General features: G+C 44.6%; 23 protein-coding genes. 10 read left to right on the forward strand and 13 right to left on the reverse strand.

Annotated elements, in window-relative coordinates:
• Positions 1-27 precede the first annotated feature (27 nt).
• The 5 genes from QWZ05_RS18185 to QWZ05_RS18205 form a co-directional block, all read right to left on the reverse strand.
• Positions 28-882, reverse strand: a complete 855-nt coding sequence (locus QWZ05_RS18185) for a MurR/RpiR family transcriptional regulator (protein ID WP_264877184.1) — start codon at positions 880-882, stop codon at positions 28-30.
• Between the two features lie 331 nt (positions 883-1,213).
• The gene (panP, locus tag QWZ05_RS18190; RefSeq protein WP_290299892.1) at positions 1,214-2,863 is read right to left on the reverse strand and encodes a pyridoxal-dependent aspartate 1-decarboxylase PanP; all 1,650 of its coding nucleotides are present in this window, start codon (positions 2,861-2,863) and stop codon (positions 1,214-1,216) included.
• 107 nt (positions 2,864-2,970) lie between these two features.
• The gene (locus QWZ05_RS18195) at positions 2,971-3,489 is read right to left on the reverse strand and encodes a hypothetical protein (protein ID WP_289960972.1); all 519 of its coding nucleotides are present in this window, start codon (positions 3,487-3,489) and stop codon (positions 2,971-2,973) included.
• Between the two features lie 30 nt (positions 3,490-3,519).
• Positions 3,520-4,425: a LysO family transporter gene (locus QWZ05_RS18200; RefSeq protein ID WP_290299896.1), complete on the reverse strand. Its 906-nt coding sequence runs from the start codon at positions 4,423-4,425 to the stop codon at positions 3,520-3,522.
• Positions 4,426-4,457: 32 nt separating this feature from the next.
• Positions 4,458-5,378: an HDOD domain-containing protein gene (locus tag QWZ05_RS18205; RefSeq protein WP_290300829.1), complete on the reverse strand. Its 921-nt coding sequence runs from the start codon at positions 5,376-5,378 to the stop codon at positions 4,458-4,460.
• 516 nt (positions 5,379-5,894) lie between these two features.
• On the opposite strand from QWZ05_RS18205, the gene QWZ05_RS18210 reads away from it, so the two are divergent.
• On the forward strand, positions 5,895-6,476 hold the full coding sequence (locus tag QWZ05_RS18210) for a TfoX/Sxy family DNA transformation protein (RefSeq protein WP_290299898.1): 582 nt from the start codon (positions 5,895-5,897) through the stop codon (positions 6,474-6,476).
• 58 nt (positions 6,477-6,534) lie between these two features.
• Here QWZ05_RS18210 and QWZ05_RS18215 read toward each other — a convergent pair whose 3' ends face one another.
• Positions 6,535-7,359, reverse strand: coding sequence for a DUF2797 domain-containing protein (locus QWZ05_RS18215; protein WP_290299900.1), 825 nt, complete (start codon positions 7,357-7,359; stop codon positions 6,535-6,537).
• A 162-nt stretch (positions 7,360-7,521) separates the two neighbouring features.
• On the opposite strand from QWZ05_RS18215, the gene QWZ05_RS18220 reads away from it, so the two are divergent.
• Genes QWZ05_RS18220 through QWZ05_RS18230 form a run of 3 tightly spaced genes read left to right on the forward strand, consistent with a single transcriptional unit; the run spans position 7,522 to position 8,719 of the window.
• The gene (locus tag QWZ05_RS18220; RefSeq protein ID WP_290299902.1) at positions 7,522-7,680 is read left to right on the forward strand and encodes a hypothetical protein; all 159 of its coding nucleotides are present in this window, start codon (positions 7,522-7,524) and stop codon (positions 7,678-7,680) included.
• Positions 7,680-8,213, forward strand: a complete 534-nt coding sequence (locus QWZ05_RS18225; RefSeq protein ID WP_290299904.1) for a GNAT family N-acetyltransferase — start codon at positions 7,680-7,682, stop codon at positions 8,211-8,213. Before QWZ05_RS18220 ends, QWZ05_RS18225 begins: the two co-directional genes overlap by 1 nt.
• Positions 8,213-8,719, forward strand: coding sequence for an HAD family hydrolase (locus tag QWZ05_RS18230; protein ID WP_290299907.1), 507 nt, complete (start codon positions 8,213-8,215; stop codon positions 8,717-8,719). Before QWZ05_RS18225 ends, QWZ05_RS18230 begins: the two co-directional genes overlap by 1 nt.
• A gap of 63 nt (positions 8,720-8,782) precedes the next feature.
• On the opposite strand, the gene QWZ05_RS18235 is transcribed toward QWZ05_RS18230, so the two are convergent.
• From QWZ05_RS18235 to QWZ05_RS18245, 3 genes are all read right to left on the reverse strand, one after another.
• On the reverse strand, positions 8,783-9,325 hold the full coding sequence (locus QWZ05_RS18235) for a porin family protein (RefSeq protein ID WP_264877192.1): 543 nt from the start codon (positions 9,323-9,325) through the stop codon (positions 8,783-8,785).
• 191 nt (positions 9,326-9,516) lie between these two features.
• Positions 9,517-10,014 carry a response regulator gene (locus QWZ05_RS18240; RefSeq protein ID WP_264877193.1) on the reverse strand — a complete coding sequence of 166 codons (498 nt, stop codon included), beginning with the start codon at positions 10,012-10,014 and terminating at the stop codon, positions 9,517-9,519.
• Positions 10,011-11,951, reverse strand: a complete 1,941-nt coding sequence (locus QWZ05_RS18245) for an ATP-binding protein (RefSeq protein WP_264877194.1) — start codon at positions 11,949-11,951, stop codon at positions 10,011-10,013. Before QWZ05_RS18245 ends, QWZ05_RS18240 begins: the two co-directional genes overlap by 4 nt.
• Before the next feature lie 200 nt (positions 11,952-12,151).
• Here QWZ05_RS18245 and QWZ05_RS18250 point away from each other — a divergent pair, with 200 nt between their 5' ends.
• Both QWZ05_RS18250 and serC read left to right on the forward strand, forming a co-directional pair.
• Positions 12,152-13,408 carry a DUF945 family protein gene (locus QWZ05_RS18250; protein ID WP_290299909.1) on the forward strand — a complete coding sequence of 419 codons (1,257 nt, stop codon included), beginning with the start codon at positions 12,152-12,154 and terminating at the stop codon, positions 13,406-13,408.
• A 160-nt stretch (positions 13,409-13,568) separates the two neighbouring features.
• Positions 13,569-14,663, forward strand: a complete 1,095-nt coding sequence (gene serC, locus QWZ05_RS18255) for a 3-phosphoserine/phosphohydroxythreonine transaminase (RefSeq protein WP_264877643.1) — start codon at positions 13,569-13,571, stop codon at positions 14,661-14,663.
• Positions 14,664-14,742: 79 nt separating this feature from the next.
• Here serC and minE read toward each other — a convergent pair whose 3' ends face one another.
• Genes minE through minC form a run of 3 tightly spaced genes read right to left on the reverse strand, consistent with a single transcriptional unit; the run spans position 14,743 to position 16,507 of the window.
• On the reverse strand, positions 14,743-15,003 hold the full coding sequence (gene minE / locus QWZ05_RS18260; RefSeq protein ID WP_264877196.1) for a cell division topological specificity factor MinE: 261 nt from the start codon (positions 15,001-15,003) through the stop codon (positions 14,743-14,745).
• 6 nt (positions 15,004-15,009) lie between these two features.
• On the reverse strand, positions 15,010-15,822 hold the full coding sequence (minD, locus tag QWZ05_RS18265) for a septum site-determining protein MinD (RefSeq protein ID WP_264877197.1): 813 nt from the start codon (positions 15,820-15,822) through the stop codon (positions 15,010-15,012).
• 22 nt (positions 15,823-15,844) lie between these two features.
• Entirely contained in the window at positions 15,845-16,507 is a 663-nt protein-coding gene (minC, locus tag QWZ05_RS18270; protein WP_264877198.1) for a septum site-determining protein MinC, read from the reverse strand.
• Between the two features lie 162 nt (positions 16,508-16,669).
• Here minC and QWZ05_RS18275 point away from each other — a divergent pair, with 162 nt between their 5' ends.
• From QWZ05_RS18275 to QWZ05_RS18290, 4 genes are all read left to right on the forward strand, one after another.
• Positions 16,670-16,945, forward strand: coding sequence for a YcgL domain-containing protein (locus QWZ05_RS18275; protein WP_264877199.1), 276 nt, complete (start codon positions 16,670-16,672; stop codon positions 16,943-16,945).
• A gap of 92 nt (positions 16,946-17,037) precedes the next feature.
• On the forward strand, positions 17,038-17,967 hold the full coding sequence (locus QWZ05_RS18280) for a lytic murein transglycosylase (protein ID WP_373875574.1): 930 nt from the start codon (positions 17,038-17,040) through the stop codon (positions 17,965-17,967).
• A 190-nt stretch (positions 17,968-18,157) separates the two neighbouring features.
• Positions 18,158-19,894, forward strand: a complete 1,737-nt coding sequence (locus QWZ05_RS18285) for a glycoside hydrolase family 36 protein (protein WP_290299912.1) — start codon at positions 18,158-18,160, stop codon at positions 19,892-19,894.
• Between the two features lie 176 nt (positions 19,895-20,070).
• Positions 20,071-20,976, forward strand: coding sequence for a manganese-dependent inorganic pyrophosphatase (locus tag QWZ05_RS18290; RefSeq protein WP_289960986.1), 906 nt, complete (start codon positions 20,071-20,073; stop codon positions 20,974-20,976).
• A 97-nt stretch (positions 20,977-21,073) separates the two neighbouring features.
• On the opposite strand, the gene QWZ05_RS18295 is transcribed toward QWZ05_RS18290, so the two are convergent.
• Positions 21,074-21,730: a nitroreductase family protein gene (locus tag QWZ05_RS18295; RefSeq protein WP_264877203.1), complete on the reverse strand. Its 657-nt coding sequence runs from the start codon at positions 21,728-21,730 to the stop codon at positions 21,074-21,076.
• Positions 21,731-21,747 lie beyond the last annotated feature (17 nt).

The raw sequence follows: 21,747 nt of genomic DNA on the forward strand, positions 1-21,747 counted from the left end.
TAGCAAGGCATAGTCGAGCCGTCACACTTACATTGGAGTAATTTTTTCGTAGCGCGAGTCTTTTAATGCGTCTTTTACTCGACGTAGGTTTTCTCTAAAGCCTGAGCCACGACGAAGTGTAAATCCAGTCGCAAGGACATCAATGACTGTCATCTGAACGACACGGCTTGCCATTGGCATATACACGTCTGTATCTTCTGGGACGTCTAGCGTAATCGACAGTGATGCGGCTTTATCAAGCGGTGAGTCTTTGGCAGTAATTGCAATCACTGTTGCGCCATTTTCACGCGCAAGATGAGCAATTTCGACCAAGCTCTTAGTTCGACCCGTGTGTGAAACCAGAACGATAACGTCATTATCAGTGCAGTTAATACACTGCATGCGCTGCATAACGATATCTTCAAAGCAACTGATCGGAATATTGAAGCGAATAAACTTATTCTGTGCGTCACGCGCAACAGAAGACGATGCGCCTAAACCAAAGAATGAAATACGTTTAGCTTGAGTTAACAAGTCGACAGCACGATTCACTTGTGTAGAGTCTAAGCTGTTTTTTGCGACATCAAGACACGCCATGGTAGATTCAAAGATCTTGTGTGTATAGGCATCTGCGCCATCACTTTCTTCGACATTGCGGTTCACATAAGGTGTACCGTTAGCAAGGCTTTGGGCTAAGTGCAGCTTAAAATCTGGGAAACCTTTAGTGTCCAAGCGACGACAGAAACGGTTAACCGTTGGCTCACTAACATCCGCCATCTTTGCTAGCGTCGCAATACTTGAGTGGATAGCTGTCTGAGGTGAAGCCATTATGACTTCAGCAACTTTTCGCTCAGACTTACTAAAGTTTTCAATGTTATTTTGAATTTTTTCTAATGTATTCATAATGTTCACGAGGGAATAGAGAACAACTAGCTGGCTACTAAGATGTTGGCTTTCTAGGGAAATACTCAACCAAAAACGACCGCCAGCGCCACAAACTTCAGTATAAACCGTTCGAAACTAAATCCATTATCTATTTAATGATAATATGACAAGCCTCAAACAAAATTTAAGAAAACTACGAACTTCGCCCGTGAATGGGGGAGTTTACGCAGAAAAACTGTGAGTTTTTGCACATTTTGTTGGTTTAATTACAAGATTATAGAAAGAAATTTTCAGTTCAACGAACAAAGAGCAACAAAGTCCTAACGGAAGTTTATCGCTCTTTGTCGTTTTAAGCATGACTAGTTTTCATTACTTTCGCGCACTGCTCTTCCAATTTATGCATCAGGCTTGGTACTTGAGTCGCAATCAAGCGCTGCTCTTCCAGAACACTCTCTAACACCAGTGTTGTTGTGAGAGGGTTGGCAAGCACGACACGGAATACGATCGTATCGCGTTCATCCCAACGAATCGGATTTAACTGTGTGCGTGAAACAAACGATTTGCCAGTTTCGCGTTGACGTTTTTGAATGAACTTGGTGAGCTCATTCAGCAGATTGTGGATCTTACTTTGTTGTGCTGGTGTCGCTGACTCAAGGGCTTGTTTCACATGCGAAGGCACATAGCGATAGGTCAGCAAGCACAGCTCTGGATGAGAGATGAGTTCAAAGTCAGGTTGTTGCTCAATCAGCTTTGCGAAGTAGCTTGCCTTTTCAATACCTTGATCAATCAGCATTTCGTATCCTGGGCGGCTGATAATGTGCATAGCCGCATAAACTAGCATCGCCATACCAGAGCGCGAGCCCTCAAGAGTATGACTGCCTAAGTCTTTTGAGCCTTTGCGCAGAATATATTGGGCGTGATGCTCAATCGATTTCATCGCTTCTGGTGAGCGGAACAACACCATGCCTGCACCCATCGGGATATAAAGCTGCTTATGCGCATCGATGGTCACAGAATCTGCGAGTTCAATACCGTCTAGCAAGTGTCTGTGGTGGTTGGACATCAAGGTTGCGCCACCCCAAGCGGCATCAACGTGGAAGTGACAATCGGTTTCAGCACAGATCTCAGCAATATCGCGAAGTGGGTCGATATTACCGGTTTCAGTTGTGCCCGCTACACCAACCACGGCAAATGGCTTGATACCTTGCTCTTTTAACTCAGCAATTTTCGCTTTTAATGCTGATGGAACGATGCGGTTGTTGCTGTCTGTTTTGACGGCAACTAGCCCTTTTTGACCGATGCCTAATACATCGGCTGCTTTTTTCAGCGAGTAATGTCCGCGTTCAGAAACGAGAATGGCAAGTCCTTTGTAACCATGATGCATCATGGCTGCGAAAAGTCCTTCTTTCTCGACACCACCAAAGTTACCTTGTGGCTTGAGTGCGTTATTACGCGCTACCCAAAGCGCGGTGATGTTCGCGATAGTCCCACCTGAGCAAAAGGCACCCAAAGAGTGATTTGCGCTGTGCATCCACTGAGAGTAGAAAGCGTCGTTTTCACCGTAGATGAGTCTATGAAGCATACCGAGAACCTGACGTTCTAACGGCGTGAAAGCTTTTGAGGTTTCAATTTTGACCAAGTTTTGGTTCAGCGCGATCATGATCTTTGATAAAGGCATCAAAAAGTAAGGGAGCGCAGACGTCATATGACCAATAAAGCTCGGTGACGAGGTATGAACCGAATGAGAGACTAATGTGTCGAGTAGATGCTGAGTATGATCAGAAACAAATTGAGGCTGTTCAGGGATCGCAGGGCTTGAGAAGTCTTTCTCAATTTCTCGCAAGGGTTTCTCTTCCGCGACGATGTGCTCGCGCAGAAAGTGATTGAGGTTGTGAGATAGTTTGGCTTCGATTTGTGTCAGGGTCGAATCTGGGCCTTCAGGCACAGTAAAGATTCGTAAGAGACTATCAAAGTTTACGTCTGCGGTTTTTTGATCCATAACTCTATTCGCGTATTCTTACTAAAGCGAGCAGCACAATCTAAACCAAAAGTGGGTGCATGTCTGCAACAATTTGGTTGAGTGTGCTGCCAAATTCATCAGTTACCTTACTTGTTACAGGTTTTGCTTTGAATTTGTTCAATAGATTGGTTGTATTTGTTCAACAAAGGTTGAATCTCTGTTGGGTGGCTCAGTAAGTCGGCAAAAGCTGAGCGTAGTTCATAGTTTTTGGCGTGAGGTTTGGCCTGGCGGTCTTGGTAGGTAGTGCGAGCGACTTCACCTAAATTGTCATTGCGTTCTGTCAGTGTTTTTACTTCACTTTGCTCAAGGCTCAACCAAGATTCAACTGGCTGTTCTGTCGCGATTTTCTGGGGTTCATTGGTGAGGTAATAATGAACTGCGGTGCGGTTTAGCTCGAAGTGGTTTTTTCTTCCTTGGAGAAACCATTCGCTTACGTCTTCAAGGTCAGGGTACTTTTCAGCGGTTAACTCAGTAAGATCGGCATACCATTGAAGCGAGGCATCGATGTAAGCATCATATTTCTCCGCGTAGCATTGAGTATCGTCAGCAGCAAAAGAACCAAAAGAGAGAAGGGCAGTAAGAGTCGCTACAGCATAACGTTTCATTGTATTTCCTTATCGTTAACTATTTTACGTTTACGCAACAAGAGAGACAAAGAATAACATAAGAACAGGCACCAGTAAGCTAAGAATAAAGCCACTTACTATCGCGACTGGAACGCAACGTACACCACCCGTAGTTTGAATAACGGGAAGTGTGAAGTCCATCGCTGTTGCACCCGCATAGCCAATAGCAGTGCAAGGTAGACGACGAATCATGACTGGAATGAGCACTAAAGCCACCAGTTCACGCGCCAGTTCTAGCATAAAGGACGCGCCACCAAACACTGGACCAAAGGCATCGCCCATCAAGATGCCGGAAAGGGAGTACCACCCAAACCCAGAGGCCATTGCAAGACCTTGGAAAATTGAGATGTCTAACAACCAAGCAGCAGTAATGCCACCAACCCAAGAGGTGAGAATGATCACCAGCGCAAGCACCATGCCATGTTTATTTAGGATGATTTGTTTTAAGGTTAGCCCACTATTACGCAGCTGAATTCCAATGAAGAACAGCAATATGATTAAGATCCACTCACTTGCGGTATCTACCCAGCCCAAACTTATCGGCAGCAATAAGCCGGCAACGAGGCCCCCTCCAACCACAAAGATCAGTTTGACCGATTCTAAAGCCATTTGTGATAGTGGGACGCGTTGGTGAAGGTTGTCGGTTTTGATCGGTAGCCACTTATCGACAAATGGCAGGGCAGAAAGGTTAGCAACACCAATACAAATGAAGAAAGTCGCGCTGTATGTGATGATAAGTTGTAAGTTTGAGCCAAGATTATCCAGCGCTGCAAGGCTTAGGCCCATCAGGCTTAGAATTATGTATATCAGATAAGAGGTCGTACGATTGACCGCATTTAGCCGTGCTTCATTGCGTACGACGAATAGATACCCCAGAAATAGTGGAGTAAAGATAAAAATCATCCCTGAAAACATAAATCACTAACCTATATGACGAATTCCTGCGGTTAGAGTCCGCTTGATTTCAATACATCTGATAGTTGATTTCGGAACTCTAACTCATCTAAGTTACTGAGGTTATACAGGACTTCTGCGCCATTTGCATCAAATTCAACGAAATGCTCATCAATGCTTTCATCGTCTCTACGATGGAGTAGAACATGGTTGGCAACGCGTGCTAAATCCAAATAACTGAAGGAAGATTCTGTTTTGTCTGTTGAGCGGTTGGTGGCAACGTTGATAAAATCATTGTCAAAGCCCCAGTGGCCTAAAACGAGTTTACTGGCGTTACTGCACAAAGCATCAAAAACTGGCAAAGCGAGCTCTTGGTCTAAATAGTTTCCTTCTTCAAGATAGAAGTGATATTCGTTCACAAGACTGAATAAGCCAATATCAGCCAGTAAACCCACCAAAAGCGCTTTATCGATATCTACAGCGCGGTAATGAGCACTATCAAGGCCTTTTAGCTCTTTCAGCACGAGAACCATTGTCGCTCCAAGCTCACGCGATGAGGCGGCACTTTGTGCCAGTATTTTCTTACACGACGGGTTAAACTTCACCGAGAGTTTAAGCTGCTCAATCGCTTGAGCAGTGACAATATCGCGGACGCGTAAGATACCCAATCGAGAAACGGCTGTAATAAGATCGGTGCAGGTAATGTTACGACGATTAAAAATAACCGAGTTTGCTACTTTGATAACGGTTGCAGCGAGGCTCGGGTCCTCGAGTAAGCAGTCTGCAATATCGGATATGGTGGTGGTTTCTTGGGCACTGAGTCGCTGGATAGTGATCACCGCCTCGGGAATCGGTGGCAGTGAAATTTTGCCTGTAGAGACAGACTGTTTAACACGCTCAAAGAACTCGCTTTCCAGTCCCTTTAGAATGTTATCTCGCTCTGGTGAGAGCCAAAAAAATGACAAGTGATGCATGAATGAATACCAATAATCCGACAGTTGCAGTTTACCGACTAATATTCCGATAACGCAATAGTTTGGCTTTTGCATGCTGTATTATTAGCCAGATAGTAAGCAGATACTCACAACCCCGCATCATGAGATAACAAATCGCTGAAATTCATTGATTTCATACTTTTATCGTGATCATCTAGCACGTAAATTTAACCGTTGTAAATATCAATTAGGTTTATGAGCAAGTGCATATGTCAACCCAAAATTCGACTCGAGGCATAAAATGCATCGTTTATGTGATATCGATCGATAAACTTCTTATATTTAACGACACGAATGTGATTTTAGTCCGGACTTAATTTTTGTCGTGAACTATCATTACTGCAACAAAAGAGTTGGAACGCAGTTCATAAAAGCTCAAACTTTATGGTTAGGTCATAAATTACAAATAATATAACCAATAATTCAATTTGTTTTCGCAGCTGTTATCTGGTGATCGACGTTAATCGGGGCAATGATTAAAATGGATCAAAGGATATGACAGAGCAATTATTTTTAAATTATGTAAGCAAGTTCGGAAAATTTCAAAAGCGCTCGATGTTTGGTGGTGTGGGAATGTTCAAACAAGAAGCGATGTTTTGCCAATTCATCTCGGGTAAATTTTATTTGCGAGGTGGAGGAGAGTTGGACGACAGACTGACGGCACTTCACTGTGAGAAATATCGGCATGTGAAAAAACAAACAACGGCAACGGTGAATTACTATGACGTTACAGAGTTATACAGTTACGGTAGTCCTAAACTTGATACATTGATGCGACTCTCAATTGCTTTAGCGGTAGAGCAGCGGACCAAGAAGAAATCAAATTTAAACCGACGATTACGTGACTTACCGAATATGCAACTCACTTTAGAGCGTATGGTGAAAAAATCCGGTATTGAAGATGTACAAACCTTCATGGAGCTCGGTGCAGACCAAGTTTTTGAAAAGGTAAAAAGTACCTACGGCAATGATGTTGATGACAAACTTCGATGGAAGTTTGCGGGCGCAATTCAAGGTATTCACTGGAAGTTGCTTAAGGAGCCTAATAAGCGCGGTCTCAGTTTGTCAGCATTATAAATAACAAAACCCAAGCGAATGCTTGGGTTTTGTTATTTTTGAATAGAAGTCAGGGCTATTAAGCGCTTACCTCGACTTCGTAAGACGTAAATTTACGCACATTGATGACACCGCTATCGAAAATGAGATACTGGCCTTTGATTCCTTGTAAAGTGCCAGTGACCTCAGGGTTTTTATCAAAGTTGTGTGAGGTGATTTTCACTGGGTGTTGCTTGACCGGATATTGTAATGGCGTGATCGCTTCGTCTAAAACAGTAACGGCGTCTTCACCGAACTGTGCTTTGATTTCAGCCATTTTAGGTGCAGCCAGTTCAAGTAGTTCTTTCGCGCGTTCTTCTAACGGAAGCGGATCACCGTCACCTTTCAGTAGTGTTCGCCAGTTAGTTTTATCAGCGACATGTTTTGCGATTTCAATTTCTACGAGGCCTGAGATATGGCGTGTTTTGACGCGTAAAATCGGTAAGCCTTGTGTTGCCCCTTGGTCAATCCAGCGTGTAGGTATTTGTGTATGACGTGTGATACCGACTTTCAAGCTAGAGGTATTTGAAAGATACACAAAGTGGTCAACCATACAGTTCGCTTCGCCCCATTCTGGCTCACGGCAGGTTCCTGAGTCATAGTGGCAGGTCTCTGGTTTCATTATGCACATATCACAGCTAGCGAGTTTCTTCATGCATACAAAACAGTGGCCTTGTGAGTAGCTTTTCTTGGTTTTCTTGCCACAGCTGCAGCAAAAGATGTTACCAGTGTGAGTGAGTGTGAGTGTTTTACCAATAAACGGATTAAGTTCGACGAGCTCCTCTCCAACAGGCAATCGGTATGAGACCTCCCCGTCAAGGCTGGCGTTCATTTTACTCAGCGTTCCTTTTGCGATGATCGACATAGGCTTCCTTTAATTTTTATTTATATTGACGCTATCTTACTTGGCTAAGGCTAGGATGAGAATGACCAAGAAGGTAAGTGTCGGTTAATTGAACAAGATTGGCCACTAATGATAGGCTTGATGAATGAAAAATCGATAAGAAACAAAAGCAAAGGAGTTGCGATGAATTTTCGTTGTGGTCAGTGCAGGCACTTTACACGCACACGTGACAATCAAAAAGATCTCTGTGGAGCATGGGATCAACCTACGATGGCAGACCGCCAAGCGTGTCCATCTTTCATTCCTCGCAAACTCACTATGCCCAACAAGGACGGTGGTTGATGTTTACTATGAAGGTTGATGAAGATATTGAACTAGCTTTAGTTCAGCCCTCGTTTTGCACGGCGTATTTGATGTTGCTTAATGAGAATCTAGATTATTTGAGTGAGTGGCTTGCTTGGCCGCCAAGTATTGAAGGTATCGGTGATTTTGAGGTGTTTGTTAAGCAATCACTGAATGACTATACCAATGGTAAATCCATGACATGTGCAATCGTATTTCGCGGCCAAATTGTCGGTAATATCAGTTACAACACCATTGATAGGCAACTTGAGCGAGTTGAGATAGGTTATTGGCTCGCGGCGTCTCATCAAGGGCAAGGTATCATGACGCGATCGGTTCAACATCTCGTCAATTATGCCTTTGGCACGTTAAACATGAGAAAAGTCCAAATCAGTGCGGCAACAGAAAATGCCGCTAGTCGAGGTGTTTGTGAGCGTTTGGGTTTTGAGCTCGAAGGTGTAATCCGACGTGCAGAGCGATTGAGTGATAGAGTGGTTGACCATGCTGTTTACGGATTAGTTAGAGGTGCCTGATGAGCACAAAAATTATGCCATCAGCAATATTGTTTGACTGGGGGGATACGTTGATGGTTGATACCCCCGGCAATATTGGGAAGATGTGCGATTGGCCGGTGGTTACAGCGACTGAAGGGGCACAAGAAGTGCTTGAGTTTTTATCCTCGCATTATCTTATTTATATAGCGACGAACGCACAAGAATCCACTGCACAAGATATTGAACAAGCATTTGCCAGAGTGGGCTTGGCGAAATACCTCTCTGGCTACTTTTGTTACGCAAATCTGTCTCTCGCAAAAGGTAGCCCTGATTTTTATCGCAAAATCGCTCAACAATTACAGCTTGCTCCATCCGAGCTAGTGATGATTGGTGATACCCTTGATAAAGACATTTACCCCGCGCGAGAGGCGGGATTACAAGCGGTTCTGCTTAACTCAACACAACAGTCCACAGATGCAACGGTCGACTCAATTGTTCATTTGAACGAACTCATATTGAAATTGGAGTCGTGTCAAAACAGTTAATTTATCGATAGCGAAAAAAGAGGAGGCTCACAAGCCTCCTCTTTTTGAATATTAGGTTTCAAATTAGAATTTGAAACGAGTCGACAGCATTAGCTGTTCGCCATAAGAGTCGTTAATACGGAATTCCGCACCTAGTGAGAATAGCTCTGTAGAGTGGAAACGAGCATGAAGTGAACCAATCACTTCTTCTTCACTCTTGATTGAAACGTAGCCGACTTTACCACCTACTTCGAGTTGAGGACCAAGCCATTGACGAACACCTAGATTCACTTCAACGCCTGTCTCAGTGCTATTAAAGTCTTGAACACGGAAAAGCATTTCACCGGTAACATCTGCCCAGTTACTCACTGGAGCATGGAAGCCAAGACCTGCCGCAGCATCGTAGTCACTTTCCATTTCTGTATCGATACGAGCAACAAAGTGCGCATTTGGGTGGATACTCTTACTGAACTGTGCACCCACTGTGACAGGACTGATACCTACACGAGCTTCTAGGTAGTCGTAACTAAAGTTACTCATTACCGCGCGTTCACGCTCTCTATCTGAATTCGCTAATGCTTGAGTTGAAATCAATGCGAGAGCGACTGCTACTACAGTTTTACGCATAACTAAAATAACACCTTATTTAACTAGTCTTTTTACAAGCAAGATGTCGTGAGGGTGGGAAGATGAATTGTTTCCCTACATGCACGACAAACCTGTCCGAAGAAGAACGGTCATTGTTCTTCTTTGCTTATCCCTTAATTTGGCCACAATGATAATCTATCGATGGAATCAAGTCATTAGATCACAATCAATCACTCACCAAATTGTGCTCTTTTGTCAGAAAGGGCGTTTAAAATACGCTCAGTATCGAGCACTGCTGTCCATCGCATCAAATTATCATCATGTTGAATGACATATTCTGTGAGTTGTTGAGTCACAATATGTCGTAGCTCATCGCCTTTCCATGGTTTGCCGATAAAGTAGTCAAGGTGTGCTTCATTCACGGCTTTAACGGTGTCTTCAAGATCCGCTTGCCCAGTAAGCAGAACTTTTTTGGCTTGGGAAGTTGCTTTTGCATGGTCCAGTTCTACCAAGAATGACACGCCGGTTTGTTCCGGCATGATGTGGTCACAAAGAATCAAAGCTAACTGTTGACCATCTTGTTGCGCAGAGGCCAGCACTTCTTTGGCTTCAGCGACCGATTCAGTGGCTTCAATAATGAAGTGTTCTTCAAAATCTTCTAAATCTTGCAACACACTATCTAATACGTATCTCTCGTCATCGACGCATAAAATAAGGTACTGACTCATAAGCTCTCCTTGATATTTTGTTGCAACACCGGCAACCAAACGGTCATCGTAGTAGATTGACCTGGCTGCGATTCGACTTCAATACGACCTTGATGGAGTGCAACCACCTGTTGGCAAACAGATAGGCCAATGCCAAGGCCAAAGTGTCCTTCTTTCTTCGTGGTGAAGTTGAGTGTAAATATTTTTTCTTGCAGCTCTATAGGGATACCAGAGCCATTATCTTGAACGCTCACCTTAATCCAACTTTTACCTTCCAGCAGTGTTTGTGCGGTTCTTACCGTCAGTTCGCCATGCTCAGGGAAGGCATCGATCGCGTTGGAAATTAAATTGGTCCACACCTGCTGAAGTGCATTAGGTTGACAATAAAGTAGCGGGACTTCGTTGTATTCTTTTTCTACACGGTGGAATTTAAGTTTGTTTTCAAACATGACCAGCGTGTCATCAATGCCTTCATGAATGTTGGCGTATTGGAAATGTTCTTCACCTGGCTTTGCGTAACCTTTGAGACTTTTTACCATTTCAGCTATTCGTTTAGAGCAGTTATCCATGCTGCGCAGCGTGCTGCCTGTTTGATGGTGCGTTTCGTAGTGTTTAAGAAGAGCTTTTGCTTTTTCTGGCTGGTTTTTTGCCAACTTAAGCAAGGTGGTGTCTTTTTCTAGTCCCAAGTTCACCAACTTTTTCGCAACAACGCGATCTGGAAGGGATTTTTCAAGTTCTCGAGAGCGTTTACGAAGTTCAGCCGTTGATAACGGGTGTGAGGCCAGCGCATGCTGAAAGAGCTGCTCGCTCATTGTTTTATCGATGGGTTGATAGTCCATTTCCACCAGTTTTTGAACATTTTGAATCACCACTTCCGTACCGCGCATGATGGCAGCAATAGGGTTGTTGATCTCATGAGCAACGCCCGCCACAAGTTGGCCAAGCACGGCCATTTTTTCACGTTCAATCAATTGTTGGTGGGCTAGCTCTAAGGACTCGATGGTTTTTTGCAGTTCAAGTTTGGTAAAGATACTGCGCTGCAAGCGCCGGTTGAAGTGTCGCAGTAACAAGTTAGTGAACAGCGGCAATAACTCAGTATTGGAGTTCATCACTTGAGTAAAAATGTCACGGTCAAGCTTGATCACTTCCGTCTGGCATAAGGTTAAACCAGTAGAGAATGAAGCCTCGCCTGTCACAAATGACATGCCGCCTACAATATTCCCCTTTCCGTGGCGTACCACTTCCCGCTGCACTCCGTAATCATCTTTTTTATACAGAGCAACTTCACCTTCAGTGATGAACCATAAGAAGCGGTTATCTTCCCCTTCCTTGGTTAATAGGTGATCAGCAGAGTAGGTTCTGCAGGCGTTGGATTCGTCACTGATGGCAAAAAACTCGCGTAGTGATTGAATGACCTTTTCTGTTAGCTCTTGGTCTGACACTAAGTGGTAGTCGATAAATCCGCGCTGATAATGTTGCACTTTCGCATCAATGTGGCTGCGTAATATGCGTTTTTGATCCAACACAGTCGCATAGTTGAGAATATTGTCTTCATCTTGATTGATGATAAATGAAGTCAGCTCTTTAACGATGACTGGGCGGATGGAATCAGTTCTAAGTGGCAAGGTTTCGCAATGGTCAAGACGGCCGAGGTTAACTGCGCTAATAATGGCACCGAAATCTTGTTCAGAAGAGACAAGGATGCGCCTTGCGGGTTTATGTATCGGATTATGCTCAAGTTCTATTAATAACTTAGAGCCTTCAAAGCCGTTAAAATGTTGAGCCACGACCATGGCAAGGGGTTGCTCGTTGGCAGCAGAGCTAATGATCTCTCGCGCTTGTTCAAGTTTACTAACGTAACGGATATCAAAGGCGTGAATAAAAGACGTTAGCGATGCTTCAATCGCTTGTTTGGCAAAATCATCATCAAACACACATAAAATCGCAAACCGCTTCACAAAAAATCGTCCTTTAAGTTGCTGTTTTGAAGACTAATCAACACGGCAGTGAACAATACATACACGGCCCGTAAGGTTACTTTACCAGTGAATGAAGGAAGAGTTTGAGAGCTAGGTGTGAGAAATTTGCTCTTGAGGCAAATAAAAGCAATACTCTGACTTATCTCAATGTTTTGATTTAATTTTATTACGAGTAATTTATGACACAGCTAAAGAAATTAGGTGCGATTGGTGGTGTAGTCGCCCTTGGACTTTGTTGGCCTCTTGCGGTCGGACAAATTGGTGAACGCGTTATTGAAGATGCGATTGCAGATATCAATGACGATGTACTGATAGCTGAAATTGTTCAATATGATCGTGGCTACTTATCTTCTGTGGCAAAAACTCGCTATGCGGTTCGCGATGAAGTGTTTAAAGCACAGTTAGAAGCCGATGGCTTGCCGACAGAGTTTACAGTTGATAGCCAAATCTCACATGGTATCGCGAGTATCTCTGCACTTTCGACCGTTGAGAACTTTCCAATTCCTGCGGAGTTAAAGACGACGACTCAGCTTAACGGTAATACAGATTATCAGCTGAATGTAGCAAGCTGGCACTACACGCCAGAAGAGAACCCAGAGGTGTCACTGACTATCTCACCTTCAGTTGCAGAGGGCTCTGTGACGGTGTTGGGTGAGCTTGACTTTACCATGATGGTGCCATCTATTTCACTAGAGTTTGAAACAGGTGAAAGCTTTACGATTGAAGGCCTTAAAGCACAAGGCGAGGGCAAGAAGGCGAAGTACATTTGGTTAGGCGAGCAGAGTATTGAAGTAGAGCAAGTACAACTGTTTGATGGCGTGTCATCACCAATGGCACTACAAAATGCGAAATACACTTTTACAGCGGAAGAAAACGTAGAGACAGATCGTTTGAGTAGCACTCATAAAGTGATTGTGGGTGAAGTGGATACCACAGATGGCATTATCAGTAACTTGAATATCGATTTTACCATTGGTGATCTAGACCAACCGTCATTTGCTGCCATTATGGACATTTATCAAAACGCTTCGGTTTTAACCGAGCAAGATGTGATCGCCAGTTTGCCACATATGGAGTCTTTGATTGAGCGTGGCTTCTTCTTGTCGATGGACAATATGGCGTTAACATTGGGTGACGGTGATTTTTCATCAAAGTGGAAGCTCGAAGTGCCAGAAGGGACTAGCGGCCTAACAACCGATCCTATCAGTGTAAGTAATGCTGTAACAGGACAGTTAGAAACAGTCTTTACTCATGAGTTGGTGGATGAATATCCATTCATCGAAGAGGGAATTGATGAAGCCATTATTATGGAAATTGTTAAAGAGACAGACACGGGCTACACGATCAATGCAAAGTTAGAGCAAGGTAATCTTGTCTTTGAAAGTGGACAAACTATCCCGTTGATGGCGCTCATGCTGCCTATGATGATGCAATAATGGTCGCCCCTTAACGGGTGGTAGAGCCTAATGCCCTTCCTGACGTTCTAGTTGCGCGAAGAAATATTCGTCACGAGCGTTGAGAAGGGCTTTTTTATTGCGTGTAAAAATGGTATTAAACCAACAAGTAATCGATATTTATGCAGGAGCAACCGACATCATGGAGTCTTTGAACGACAACATTTTTAATTTTAGTGCAGGGCCAGCAGCTTTACCGAAAGCGGTAATGCAAAAAGCGCAGCAAGAGTTTGTGAATTGGAACGCACTAGGGACTTCAGTGATGGAGATCAGTCACCGAAGCAAAGAGTTCATTCAGGTTGCTGACGAAGCAGAGCAAGACTTACGTGATTTGCTTGAAATTCCAGACAACTACAAAGTTTTATTCTGCCAGGGTGGCGCTCGCGCTCAGTTTGCTGCTGTACCACTGAATCTACTAGGTTCGCATACAACAGCAACCTACATCGACGGTGGTTACTGGGCGACAAGTGCTGTCGACGAAGCACAAAAATACTGTGACGTTGATGTTTTTGATGCAAAAACTGAAATTGATGGTCAAGTCGCCATTAAACCTGCGACAGAGTGGCAAGTGGCAGACGAAGCCGCTTATGTGCATTTCTGTCCAAATGAGACCATCGATGGCATCGAAATCAATGATCTTCCAGTGACGGACAAGCCCATTGTGGCTGATATGTCGTCGACTATTTTGTCGCGCAAAATCGATGTGTCAAAATACGGTGTCATTTACGCGGGAGCGCAAAAGAACATTGGCCCGGCGGGTATCGCGATTGCTATTGTGCGTGATGATCTGCTTGAGTTCGCGCACAAGATGCTACCAAGTGTCTTGAGCTACAAGGTTCTGGCTGAAAAAGAGTCAATGTTCAATACGCCACCGACGTTTGCATGGTACTTATCTGGACTTGTATTTAAGTGGTTAAAAGAGCAAGGCGGTGTAGGCGCAATTGAAAAGGTAAACCGTGAGAAAGCGGCAATTTTGTATAACTACATTGACCAATCTCCGTTCTACCGCAACCAAGTACACCCTAACAACCGTTCTCTGATGAACGTACCTTTCCAGCTGGCGAAACCGGAATTGGATGGTAAGTTCTTAGAACTCGCAACAGAGCGTGGTCTAGTGTCATTAAAAGGACATCGAGCTGTTGGTGGCATGCGCGCCTCAATCTACAACGCGATGCCAATCGAAGGCGTTCAAGCGCTGGTGGACTTTATGCGAGAGTTCGAACTCGAGAACGCGTAGAGCTTAATCGTAATCAAAAAAAAGAGCCAGCGAATGCTGGCTCTCTTTTTTATTCAGTCGTGTTTAATCACGAATAACATTAATTATCTTCAGGCAGCTTCACATTCAGCTCTAACACAGAGATATCATCATCTTTGTGCTCAAAAGACAGGTCAACCATGTTTGGGTCGATGGCAACATATTTACTGATGACTTTCAGAATGTCCTCTTTTAATTGAGGCAAGTAATCTGGTGCTGGGTCATCTTGGCTGCGGCGCTCGGCGACAATGATTTGCAAGCGCTCTTTAGCGAGGCTTGCTGATTGCTTCTTTTGCGGTCGAAAAAACTCAAGTAGTGACATGCTGTATTAACCCCCGAAAAGTCGCTTGAAGATGCCTTTCTTCTCCTCGGTTAAGAAGCGGAATGTCACTTCGTCGCCAAGTAGACGTTCTACAGTATCAGCATAGGCCATACCCGCGTCAGATTCCTCATCAAAAATAACCGGGACGCCTTTGTTTGAAGCATTGAGTACTGCTTGGCTCTCTGGAATCACACCCAGTAGAGAGATATGCAGGATCTCTTCAACATCTTCAACGCTGAGCATTTCACCTTGGTTAACACGCGCTGGGTTGTAGCGAGTGAGGAGTAGGTGCTGCTTTACTGGTGGAAGGTTTTCTTCTGCACGTCGAGACTTAGAATCGAGAATACCAAGAATACGGTCAGAGTCGCGTACTGATGACACTTCAGGGTTTGTGGTAACAATGGCTTCATCGGCAAAGTAAAGCGCCATTAGCGCACCTTGCTCGATGCCTGCAGGTGAGTCACAGATAACGAAATCGAAGCCCGCTTCATCTAACTCTTCAAGAACACGTTTTACACCATCACGTGTTAACGCATCTTTATCGCGCGTTTGCGATGCAGGAAGAATGAACAAGTTTTCGTTGCGTTTGTCTTTAATTAACGCTTGATTCAGGGTCGCTTCACCATTGATGACGTTTACAAAATCGTAAACAACACGGCGTTCACAGCCCATGATCAAATCCAAGTTACGTAAGCCGATATCGAAATCGATGACTGCCGTTTTTTTACCTTTAAGTGCCAACCCAGAGGCGATTGCAGCGCTAGAAGTCGTTTTGCCAACGCCGCCTTTACCAGAGGTCACAACAATTACGCGTGCCATATTAGTATTATTCCTTTTAGTTTTATGCTTTTAGCGACTCGATATGCAGAATGTCGTTATCTAAACTGACCATGACTTTCTGCTTCCAGTGTTCGCTATTTATTTGGTCACTGAGCCAGTATGTGCCTGCGATAGAAACCAGCTCAGCTTGTAAATCTTTACAGAGTATCTTTGCACCTTTTTGACCACTTGCTCCCGCTATCGCACGGCCACGCAGTGTGCCATGAATATGAATAGAGCCATCGGCGATCACTTCCGCTCCAGCACTGACATGGCTCAATACGAGCAAGTCGCCGTCCTTTGCATAAATTTGTTGCCCCGAGCGTATAGGAGTACGGACAATTTTTAGTGGCGCAAGCGGCGCTGGCGCTTGATTGCCTGAGCGACTCGCAGTCATTACCGCTAAACCCGCCTCAACCGCGAGGGTTTGCTGACGTTTATCTCTACAACCGGTGACGCCCACCGGAAACATACCCACATCAAGGATGCCCGACCTCAGGGTGTTGAAATCAATATCTTTGCTTGATTGGGATACGTTAATGACCACGGGGGCATGGGCAAAAAAAGCAGGGGCTTGCTCAGTTTTCTCCCGCAGGAATGTTAAGTTTCCGTCTACATCAATATCAGCAAGATGAAGCACTGACAGCGTAAAACTGCTGCCTTTTAAATCGGGAGTTTGAGCCATTTTATTTAAGCCTGAGAACAAAGGACGTTGCTTTTACCTAGGGAACTCATGTTATATTTCCCGCTATATATCAGCAAGTGTTGTTGGTATGAAATTCTTAAATTATGTGTGTTTATTAGCGCTTTGTAGCGCTGTGAGCCAAAACCATGCAGTAGGATGGCTATGCTTTGTACAATCTATAAAAGCACCAAGAAAGACGGTGCTTATCTTTATGTGGCGAAAAGAGACGATTTTTCGGCTGTTCCGGATGAGTTGATGCACATGTTTGGCAAGCCTGTACTGGTTATGACACTGAATATAGCTACACGTGAGTTAGCTTTGGTGGATGTGAACAAGGTGAAAGAGTCGATTACTGAAAAGGGCTTTTTCCTACAACTGCCACCGCCGCCAAAAAACTTGCTGGAAGAATACAAAGCAAGTAAGCAACAACAGCAGTAAAATAAAAGAGCCAGTTCACTGGCTGTCAGCGATTAACAAAGGAGTGTACTGTGAAACGTTGGTTAGTTGGAATCTTGTCTGCCGCTGTCTCTATGGGCGTTATGGCAAATGAAAAGAGTTTTGAAGAGTATGTGGCAGAGCTCAAGCAAGAAGCCATTGCTCAAGGTATTGATACAGCGTTAGTGAATCGAGCACTTGCAGATGTAGAGCATCGCCCGAGAGCGGTCGTTGCGGATCGAAATCAGCCAGAGCGGCGTTTGACGTTGGATGAATATATTCCTCGTGCTGTGCCACAGTGGAAGGTCGACCAAGCAAAAGCGCTATATAAAGAACACTATTCTGAGCTTAAACGTGTTGGTGACGAATATGGCGTTCAGCCGCGCTTTATTGTAGCTCTATGGGGCGTTGAAAGTAACTTCGGTAAGTTTACCGGAAACTACAAAGTCGTAGATGCGCTCGCGACGATGGCTTATGACGGTCGTCGTGAAGCGTTTTTCAAAAAAGAGCTGATGGCGGCATTGCAAATTCTTGAGCAGGGACATATCGAGCTTGATGATATGAAGGGCTCATGGGCCGGGGCAATGGGTCAATGTCAGTTTATGCCAAGTTCATTTTTGGCGTTTGCTGCAGATGGTAGTGGTGATGGCAAAAAGGATATTTGGAATAGTAAGCCTGATGTGTTTGCATCAACGGCAAATTATCTCAGTCAATCAGGCTGGGATGATAGCTTTACCTGGGGACGACAGGTGCAAGTTCCAGGCTCTCTCGACGAATCGTTACAAGGGCGTGAGGCTGAAAAAGGCAAATACCTTCAAGAGTGGTCAAAGCTAGGTGTCACTCGTTATGACGGCACACCGTTGCCTAAGTTAGACGAAGATATTAAAGCATGGCTGATCATGCCTGATGATCACAATGGGCGCGTTTATCTGGTTTATAACAATTACAACGTGTTGATGAAGTGGAATCGCTCTTATTACTTTGCATTGGCTGTGAGTCATTTGGCAGACAGAATTATATTTTAATGGTTCCCCCCATTTTTGACGGCCGCTCATTTGCGGCCGTTTTTCCTTGGTGCGTTCAAATTCTCTCATAACGTGATCGCACTAACAGCTTATTCACGTTCTCAATGAAAAAGTCATGACACAGGATCGCGTTCGGTACATGCTTGGAGTTATCCAGAGCACGTCTGGTGGTTTATATTAATGGTGTGTTATGACTTATCAAATCACGTTGCCTTGTCATAAGGTCGCGACAATTCAAAATACCGATATCGATGTCAAACTTGTTCATCAACAGCTACAGTTTAATTATATCGGCCTACATAATGCGCCTATTCATGAACGATATCAGCTGTGCCAAGTGCCGTGTGACGCTGAAAGCTCCTCGGTTTTGCTGGGCGATGGCTTTCAGATGTTGTCGCAATGCCGAGGTACGCTGACACAAGTCGAAGAGATTGGTCGTTGCCCGGACAATAACAGTAGTTATCGAATCTATGGACAAAACGACCCTAAGCGTTTCTATAACACGTTAGTGATTGAAGAGGCCGATTCATTTGTACTGTTTGGTTTTACTTCTTGCCATCGATTTGCAGGTTACTTTGAAATCGAAGAGACTGAGCAAGGGAGAGTGATCGCCGCTTATATCGATGGTGAGCACACGTACCCTCAAGACTGGACCAATAGCGAACTTGAATCTGTTGCTGTTCTTGAGGCAGACTCCCTCGCAAATTTGTATCAACAGTATGCCCAGCTTATTCAAGCCAATCACCCGCCACGCCCTCATGTGCGATCAGAAGCCCCTGTAGGTTGGTGCTCATGGTATGCCTATTATGCCGAGGTGACACAAGACAATGTGATACAAAACCTTGATGCCATGCGCGGTGATTTAGATCCGTTAGAGTGGGTATTACTCGATGATGGTTATCAGGCCTTTATGGGAGACTGGTTAGACCCATCGGACAAGTTCTCATCGGGTGTTAAAGGGCTGATTCAAGAAATCAAACGTAAAGGGAAGCGACCAGCGATTTGGCTTGCCCCCTTTATTGCGCAACCAGAGTCCAATGTATTTCGTCAGCACCCTGATTGGTTTGTAAAAACAGACCACGGTGACTTACTTAAGGCTGAGGACATTACTTATGGCGGCTGGCGCTGTACGCCTTGGTATATTTTGGATACGTCTAATCCAGAAGTGCAAGACCACCTTATTCGCGTTTTGCGAACAATGCGCGAAGAGTGGGGTGTTGAACTGTTTAAGTTAGATGCAAACTACTGGGGGACGCTCAAGGGCGTGCGTTATCAATCGGGTGTCACCGGCGTTCAGGCTTATCGTATGGGAATGCAGGCGATTGCCGATGGTGTTGGAGATGGCTGGATCCTTGGTTGTAATGCACCAATGTGGCCTTCATTGGGAACCGTTGACGCGATGCGCGTGTCGGATGATGTCGAGCGTCACCCAGAGCGCTTTAGACAGATTGCCCTAGAAACCTTCTATCGAAGTTGGCAACATCGCCAGCTTTGGCAAATTGACCCAGACTGCATCACATTGGTGTCGTTGCCGAATCAAGGCACGGAACGTCAATACTATGATTTCCATCGTACCGTTATACTAGCGAGTGGCGGCTTGATGCTCTCGGGAGACCCACTTCCCGAGCTCACCCCGTTTGCGACTCATACCTGGCAAAAGCTGATGGTGCGACAAAAGCACAGTCAAGCAGCGGCCAGTTTCCGTTCTCTGTCGATGAATCATGCTTTTCTTTCTTTGTCTGAGAAAAATGATCTGCACTGTTTGTTTAACTACGATGATACTCCTTTCACTATGACACTGACCTCAAGCAGTCCTGTGCATTGGTATGATTACTGGACGGGAGAGCGCCTGACAGAAGAGAGGCTTCAGGTATTAGAAATTGCACTTGATGCTGGCCTATCAAGTCGTGCGATCGTGACGGCTTAACTCGCAAACACGATAAAGCTTCATTGGATACGCATAGAAAAATCAGGTAAAGTATCGGCCTTTGAAACAACCACTGAATCCGTTTGGTGGTTGAAATAGAATTTTATAATCTAGACTGGCAGGCGATAGGTAAAGCGTCGCACTGTTTGAGTCAACCTGATGATATAGGAAGCAAGATGATTCTAGTTGTTGGTCATAAGAACCCTGATAGTGATAGCATTTGTGGCGCATTGGTTGCTGCTGAACTTCTAAAAGCGCGTGGTCTTGAAGCGAAAGCAGTACGTCAAGGCGACATCAACCGTGAAACGCAACACATTCTTGAAACTGCTGGTATGGATCAACCAGAAATGTGCACTTCAGTAGCAGGCCAGAAAATTTGGCTGGTAGATTACACTGACGTAGCACAGGCTCCAGATGATATCGCTGAAGCAGAGATTCTAGGTATTGTTGACCACCACCGCCTAGGTGATGTGATGACAGTAAACCCGCTTGAAGCGTGGATCTGGCCAGTAGGTTGTACTTGTACAATCCTGTTCAACCTATTCAAGATGGAACAAGCTGAAATTACACGTCCTCTAGCAGTACTTATGATGTCAGCAATTCTATCTGATACAGTAGGTTTTGCTTCTCCAACGTGTACGCAGAAAGATAAAGATGCGGTGCAAGAGCTAGCAACAATTGCGGGTGTTGAAGACCTAGATACCTTTATCAAAGAGCTTCTTATCGCAAAAACTAACATCGAAGGCCTTTCTGCTGCAGAACTTGTAGAGAAAGATCTTAAAGCGTACCCATTTAACGAGCGTGATGTTGTTGTAGGTCAGGTTGAGCTAGCAACACTTGAGCAAGTTGACGGTATGATTGAAGCACTTGAAGCTGACCTTGAGCGTCGTTGTAACGACGAAGGTCTGGCGTTTGCTGCTGTAATGCTAACAGATATCACAACAGCACAGACTCGCCTTCTTTACAAAGGTGAGTGGGCTGAGAAGCTAGTTAAGCATGAGAAAGACGGCGTGCTTATGATGGAAAATACACTAAGCCGTAAGAAACAGGGCTGGCCTTGGCTTCAAGCTGAGCTTGTTTAAGTTTCTTTCGAGTTTAAATTGATAAAACCCAGCCCTTGCGCTGGGTTTTCTTTTATTTGTCTAGCATTGACTCTATTTTGATAAAGCGATGGGTTAACTAAAGAGTCACAAAAATCTCGTCTAGAGGTAGACGGGCTTTCGGCAGACCATGGTTATAGTCTTCATCTATTTTGTGATAGCCCATGGCAAGCGCCACTTCACACACATAGCCATCTAACTCATCTTTGAACTCTTCTGCAATGAGTTTTGAGTCGACACCTTCCATTGGCGTAGATTCTATCTCCAAGCGGGCTAAAACATGCAGTGTATTACCCAGCGCTAAATAGAGTTGGGCCTTTGTCCAGTGACCATTGAAGCCATCCTCGTCGGTATTGAGTTCGGCAAAAGTGAATCCGCCGTTAAGCATGTTGTCGTACATTTCTGCTGGTAAGTGACCGGATTCGACCTCTACATCTACACAGCGAGCATACTGCTCTTTGGTGAACTTAGGGTTATAGGCAAGCAGTAGAACATGCGATGCTTCGATAGCGTGATGCTGGTTAAATTGATACTTGATCGCAAAGGTTTGATGGAAACGCTGTTTGGCCTCATCACTTTCAAGCAAGATAAATTTCCAAGGCTGAGAATTGATTGATGAGGCAGACAGTCTCATTGCCTGTTTTAGAATATCGATTCTCTCTTGAGGAATTTTCTTGGTGGGATCATATTGTTTTACCGTATAACGACTCTCTAAGTCTTTGACAATGGTATGCATAGCTTCTTGTCCTTTTT

It is taken from the genome of Vibrio agarivorans (assembly GCF_030409635.1).
Lineage (GTDB): Bacteria > Pseudomonadota > Gammaproteobacteria > Enterobacterales > Vibrionaceae > Vibrio > Vibrio agarivorans.

Excerpts from the sequence above, each read along its gene's own strand:
- QWZ05_RS18290 (WP_289960986.1), top strand. The coding sequence starts at position 20,071 with ATGATTCTAGTTGTTGGTCATAAGAACCCTGATAGTGATAGCATTTGT.
- minC (WP_264877198.1), bottom strand. The coding sequence starts at position 16,507 with ATGGCTCAAACTCCCGATTTAAAAGGCAGCAGTTTTACGCTGTCAGTG.
- minE (WP_264877196.1), bottom strand. The coding sequence starts at position 15,003 with ATGTCACTACTTGAGTTTTTTCGACCGCAAAAGAAGCAATCAGCAAGC.
- QWZ05_RS18235 (WP_264877192.1), bottom strand. The coding sequence starts at position 9,325 with ATGCGTAAAACTGTAGTAGCAGTCGCTCTCGCATTGATTTCAACTCAA.
- panP (WP_290299892.1), bottom strand. The coding sequence starts at position 2,863 with ATGGATCAAAAAACCGCAGACGTAAACTTTGATAGTCTCTTACGAATC.
- QWZ05_RS18200 (WP_290299896.1), bottom strand. The coding sequence starts at position 4,425 with ATGTTTTCAGGGATGATTTTTATCTTTACTCCACTATTTCTGGGGTAT.
- QWZ05_RS18205 (WP_290300829.1), bottom strand. The coding sequence starts at position 5,378 with ATGCATCACTTGTCATTTTTTTGGCTCTCACCAGAGCGAGATAACATT.
- QWZ05_RS18215 (WP_290299900.1), bottom strand. The coding sequence starts at position 7,359 with ATGTCGATCATCGCAAAAGGAACGCTGAGTAAAATGAACGCCAGCCTT.
- QWZ05_RS18195 (WP_289960972.1), bottom strand. The coding sequence starts at position 3,489 with ATGAAACGTTATGCTGTAGCGACTCTTACTGCCCTTCTCTCTTTTGGT.
- minD (WP_264877197.1), bottom strand. The coding sequence starts at position 15,822 with ATGGCACGCGTAATTGTTGTGACCTCTGGTAAAGGCGGCGTTGGCAAA.
- serC (WP_264877643.1), top strand. The coding sequence starts at position 13,569 with ATGGAGTCTTTGAACGACAACATTTTTAATTTTAGTGCAGGGCCAGCA.
- QWZ05_RS18295 (WP_264877203.1), bottom strand. The coding sequence starts at position 21,730 with ATGCATACCATTGTCAAAGACTTAGAGAGTCGTTATACGGTAAAACAA.
- QWZ05_RS18250 (WP_290299909.1), top strand. The coding sequence starts at position 12,152 with ATGACACAGCTAAAGAAATTAGGTGCGATTGGTGGTGTAGTCGCCCTT.
- QWZ05_RS18220 (WP_290299902.1), top strand. The coding sequence starts at position 7,522 with ATGAATTTTCGTTGTGGTCAGTGCAGGCACTTTACACGCACACGTGAC.
- QWZ05_RS18210 (WP_290299898.1), top strand. The coding sequence starts at position 5,895 with ATGACAGAGCAATTATTTTTAAATTATGTAAGCAAGTTCGGAAAATTT.
- QWZ05_RS18230 (WP_290299907.1), top strand. The coding sequence starts at position 8,213 with ATGAGCACAAAAATTATGCCATCAGCAATATTGTTTGACTGGGGGGAT.
- QWZ05_RS18185 (WP_264877184.1), bottom strand. The coding sequence starts at position 882 with ATGAATACATTAGAAAAAATTCAAAATAACATTGAAAACTTTAGTAAG.
- QWZ05_RS18280 (WP_373875574.1), top strand. The coding sequence starts at position 17,038 with ATGGGCGTTATGGCAAATGAAAAGAGTTTTGAAGAGTATGTGGCAGAG.
- QWZ05_RS18285 (WP_290299912.1), top strand. The coding sequence starts at position 18,158 with ATGACTTATCAAATCACGTTGCCTTGTCATAAGGTCGCGACAATTCAA.
- QWZ05_RS18275 (WP_264877199.1), top strand. The coding sequence starts at position 16,670 with ATGCTTTGTACAATCTATAAAAGCACCAAGAAAGACGGTGCTTATCTT.
- QWZ05_RS18225 (WP_290299904.1), top strand. The coding sequence starts at position 7,680 with ATGTTTACTATGAAGGTTGATGAAGATATTGAACTAGCTTTAGTTCAG.
- QWZ05_RS18240 (WP_264877193.1), bottom strand. The coding sequence starts at position 10,014 with ATGAGTCAGTACCTTATTTTATGCGTCGATGACGAGAGATACGTATTA.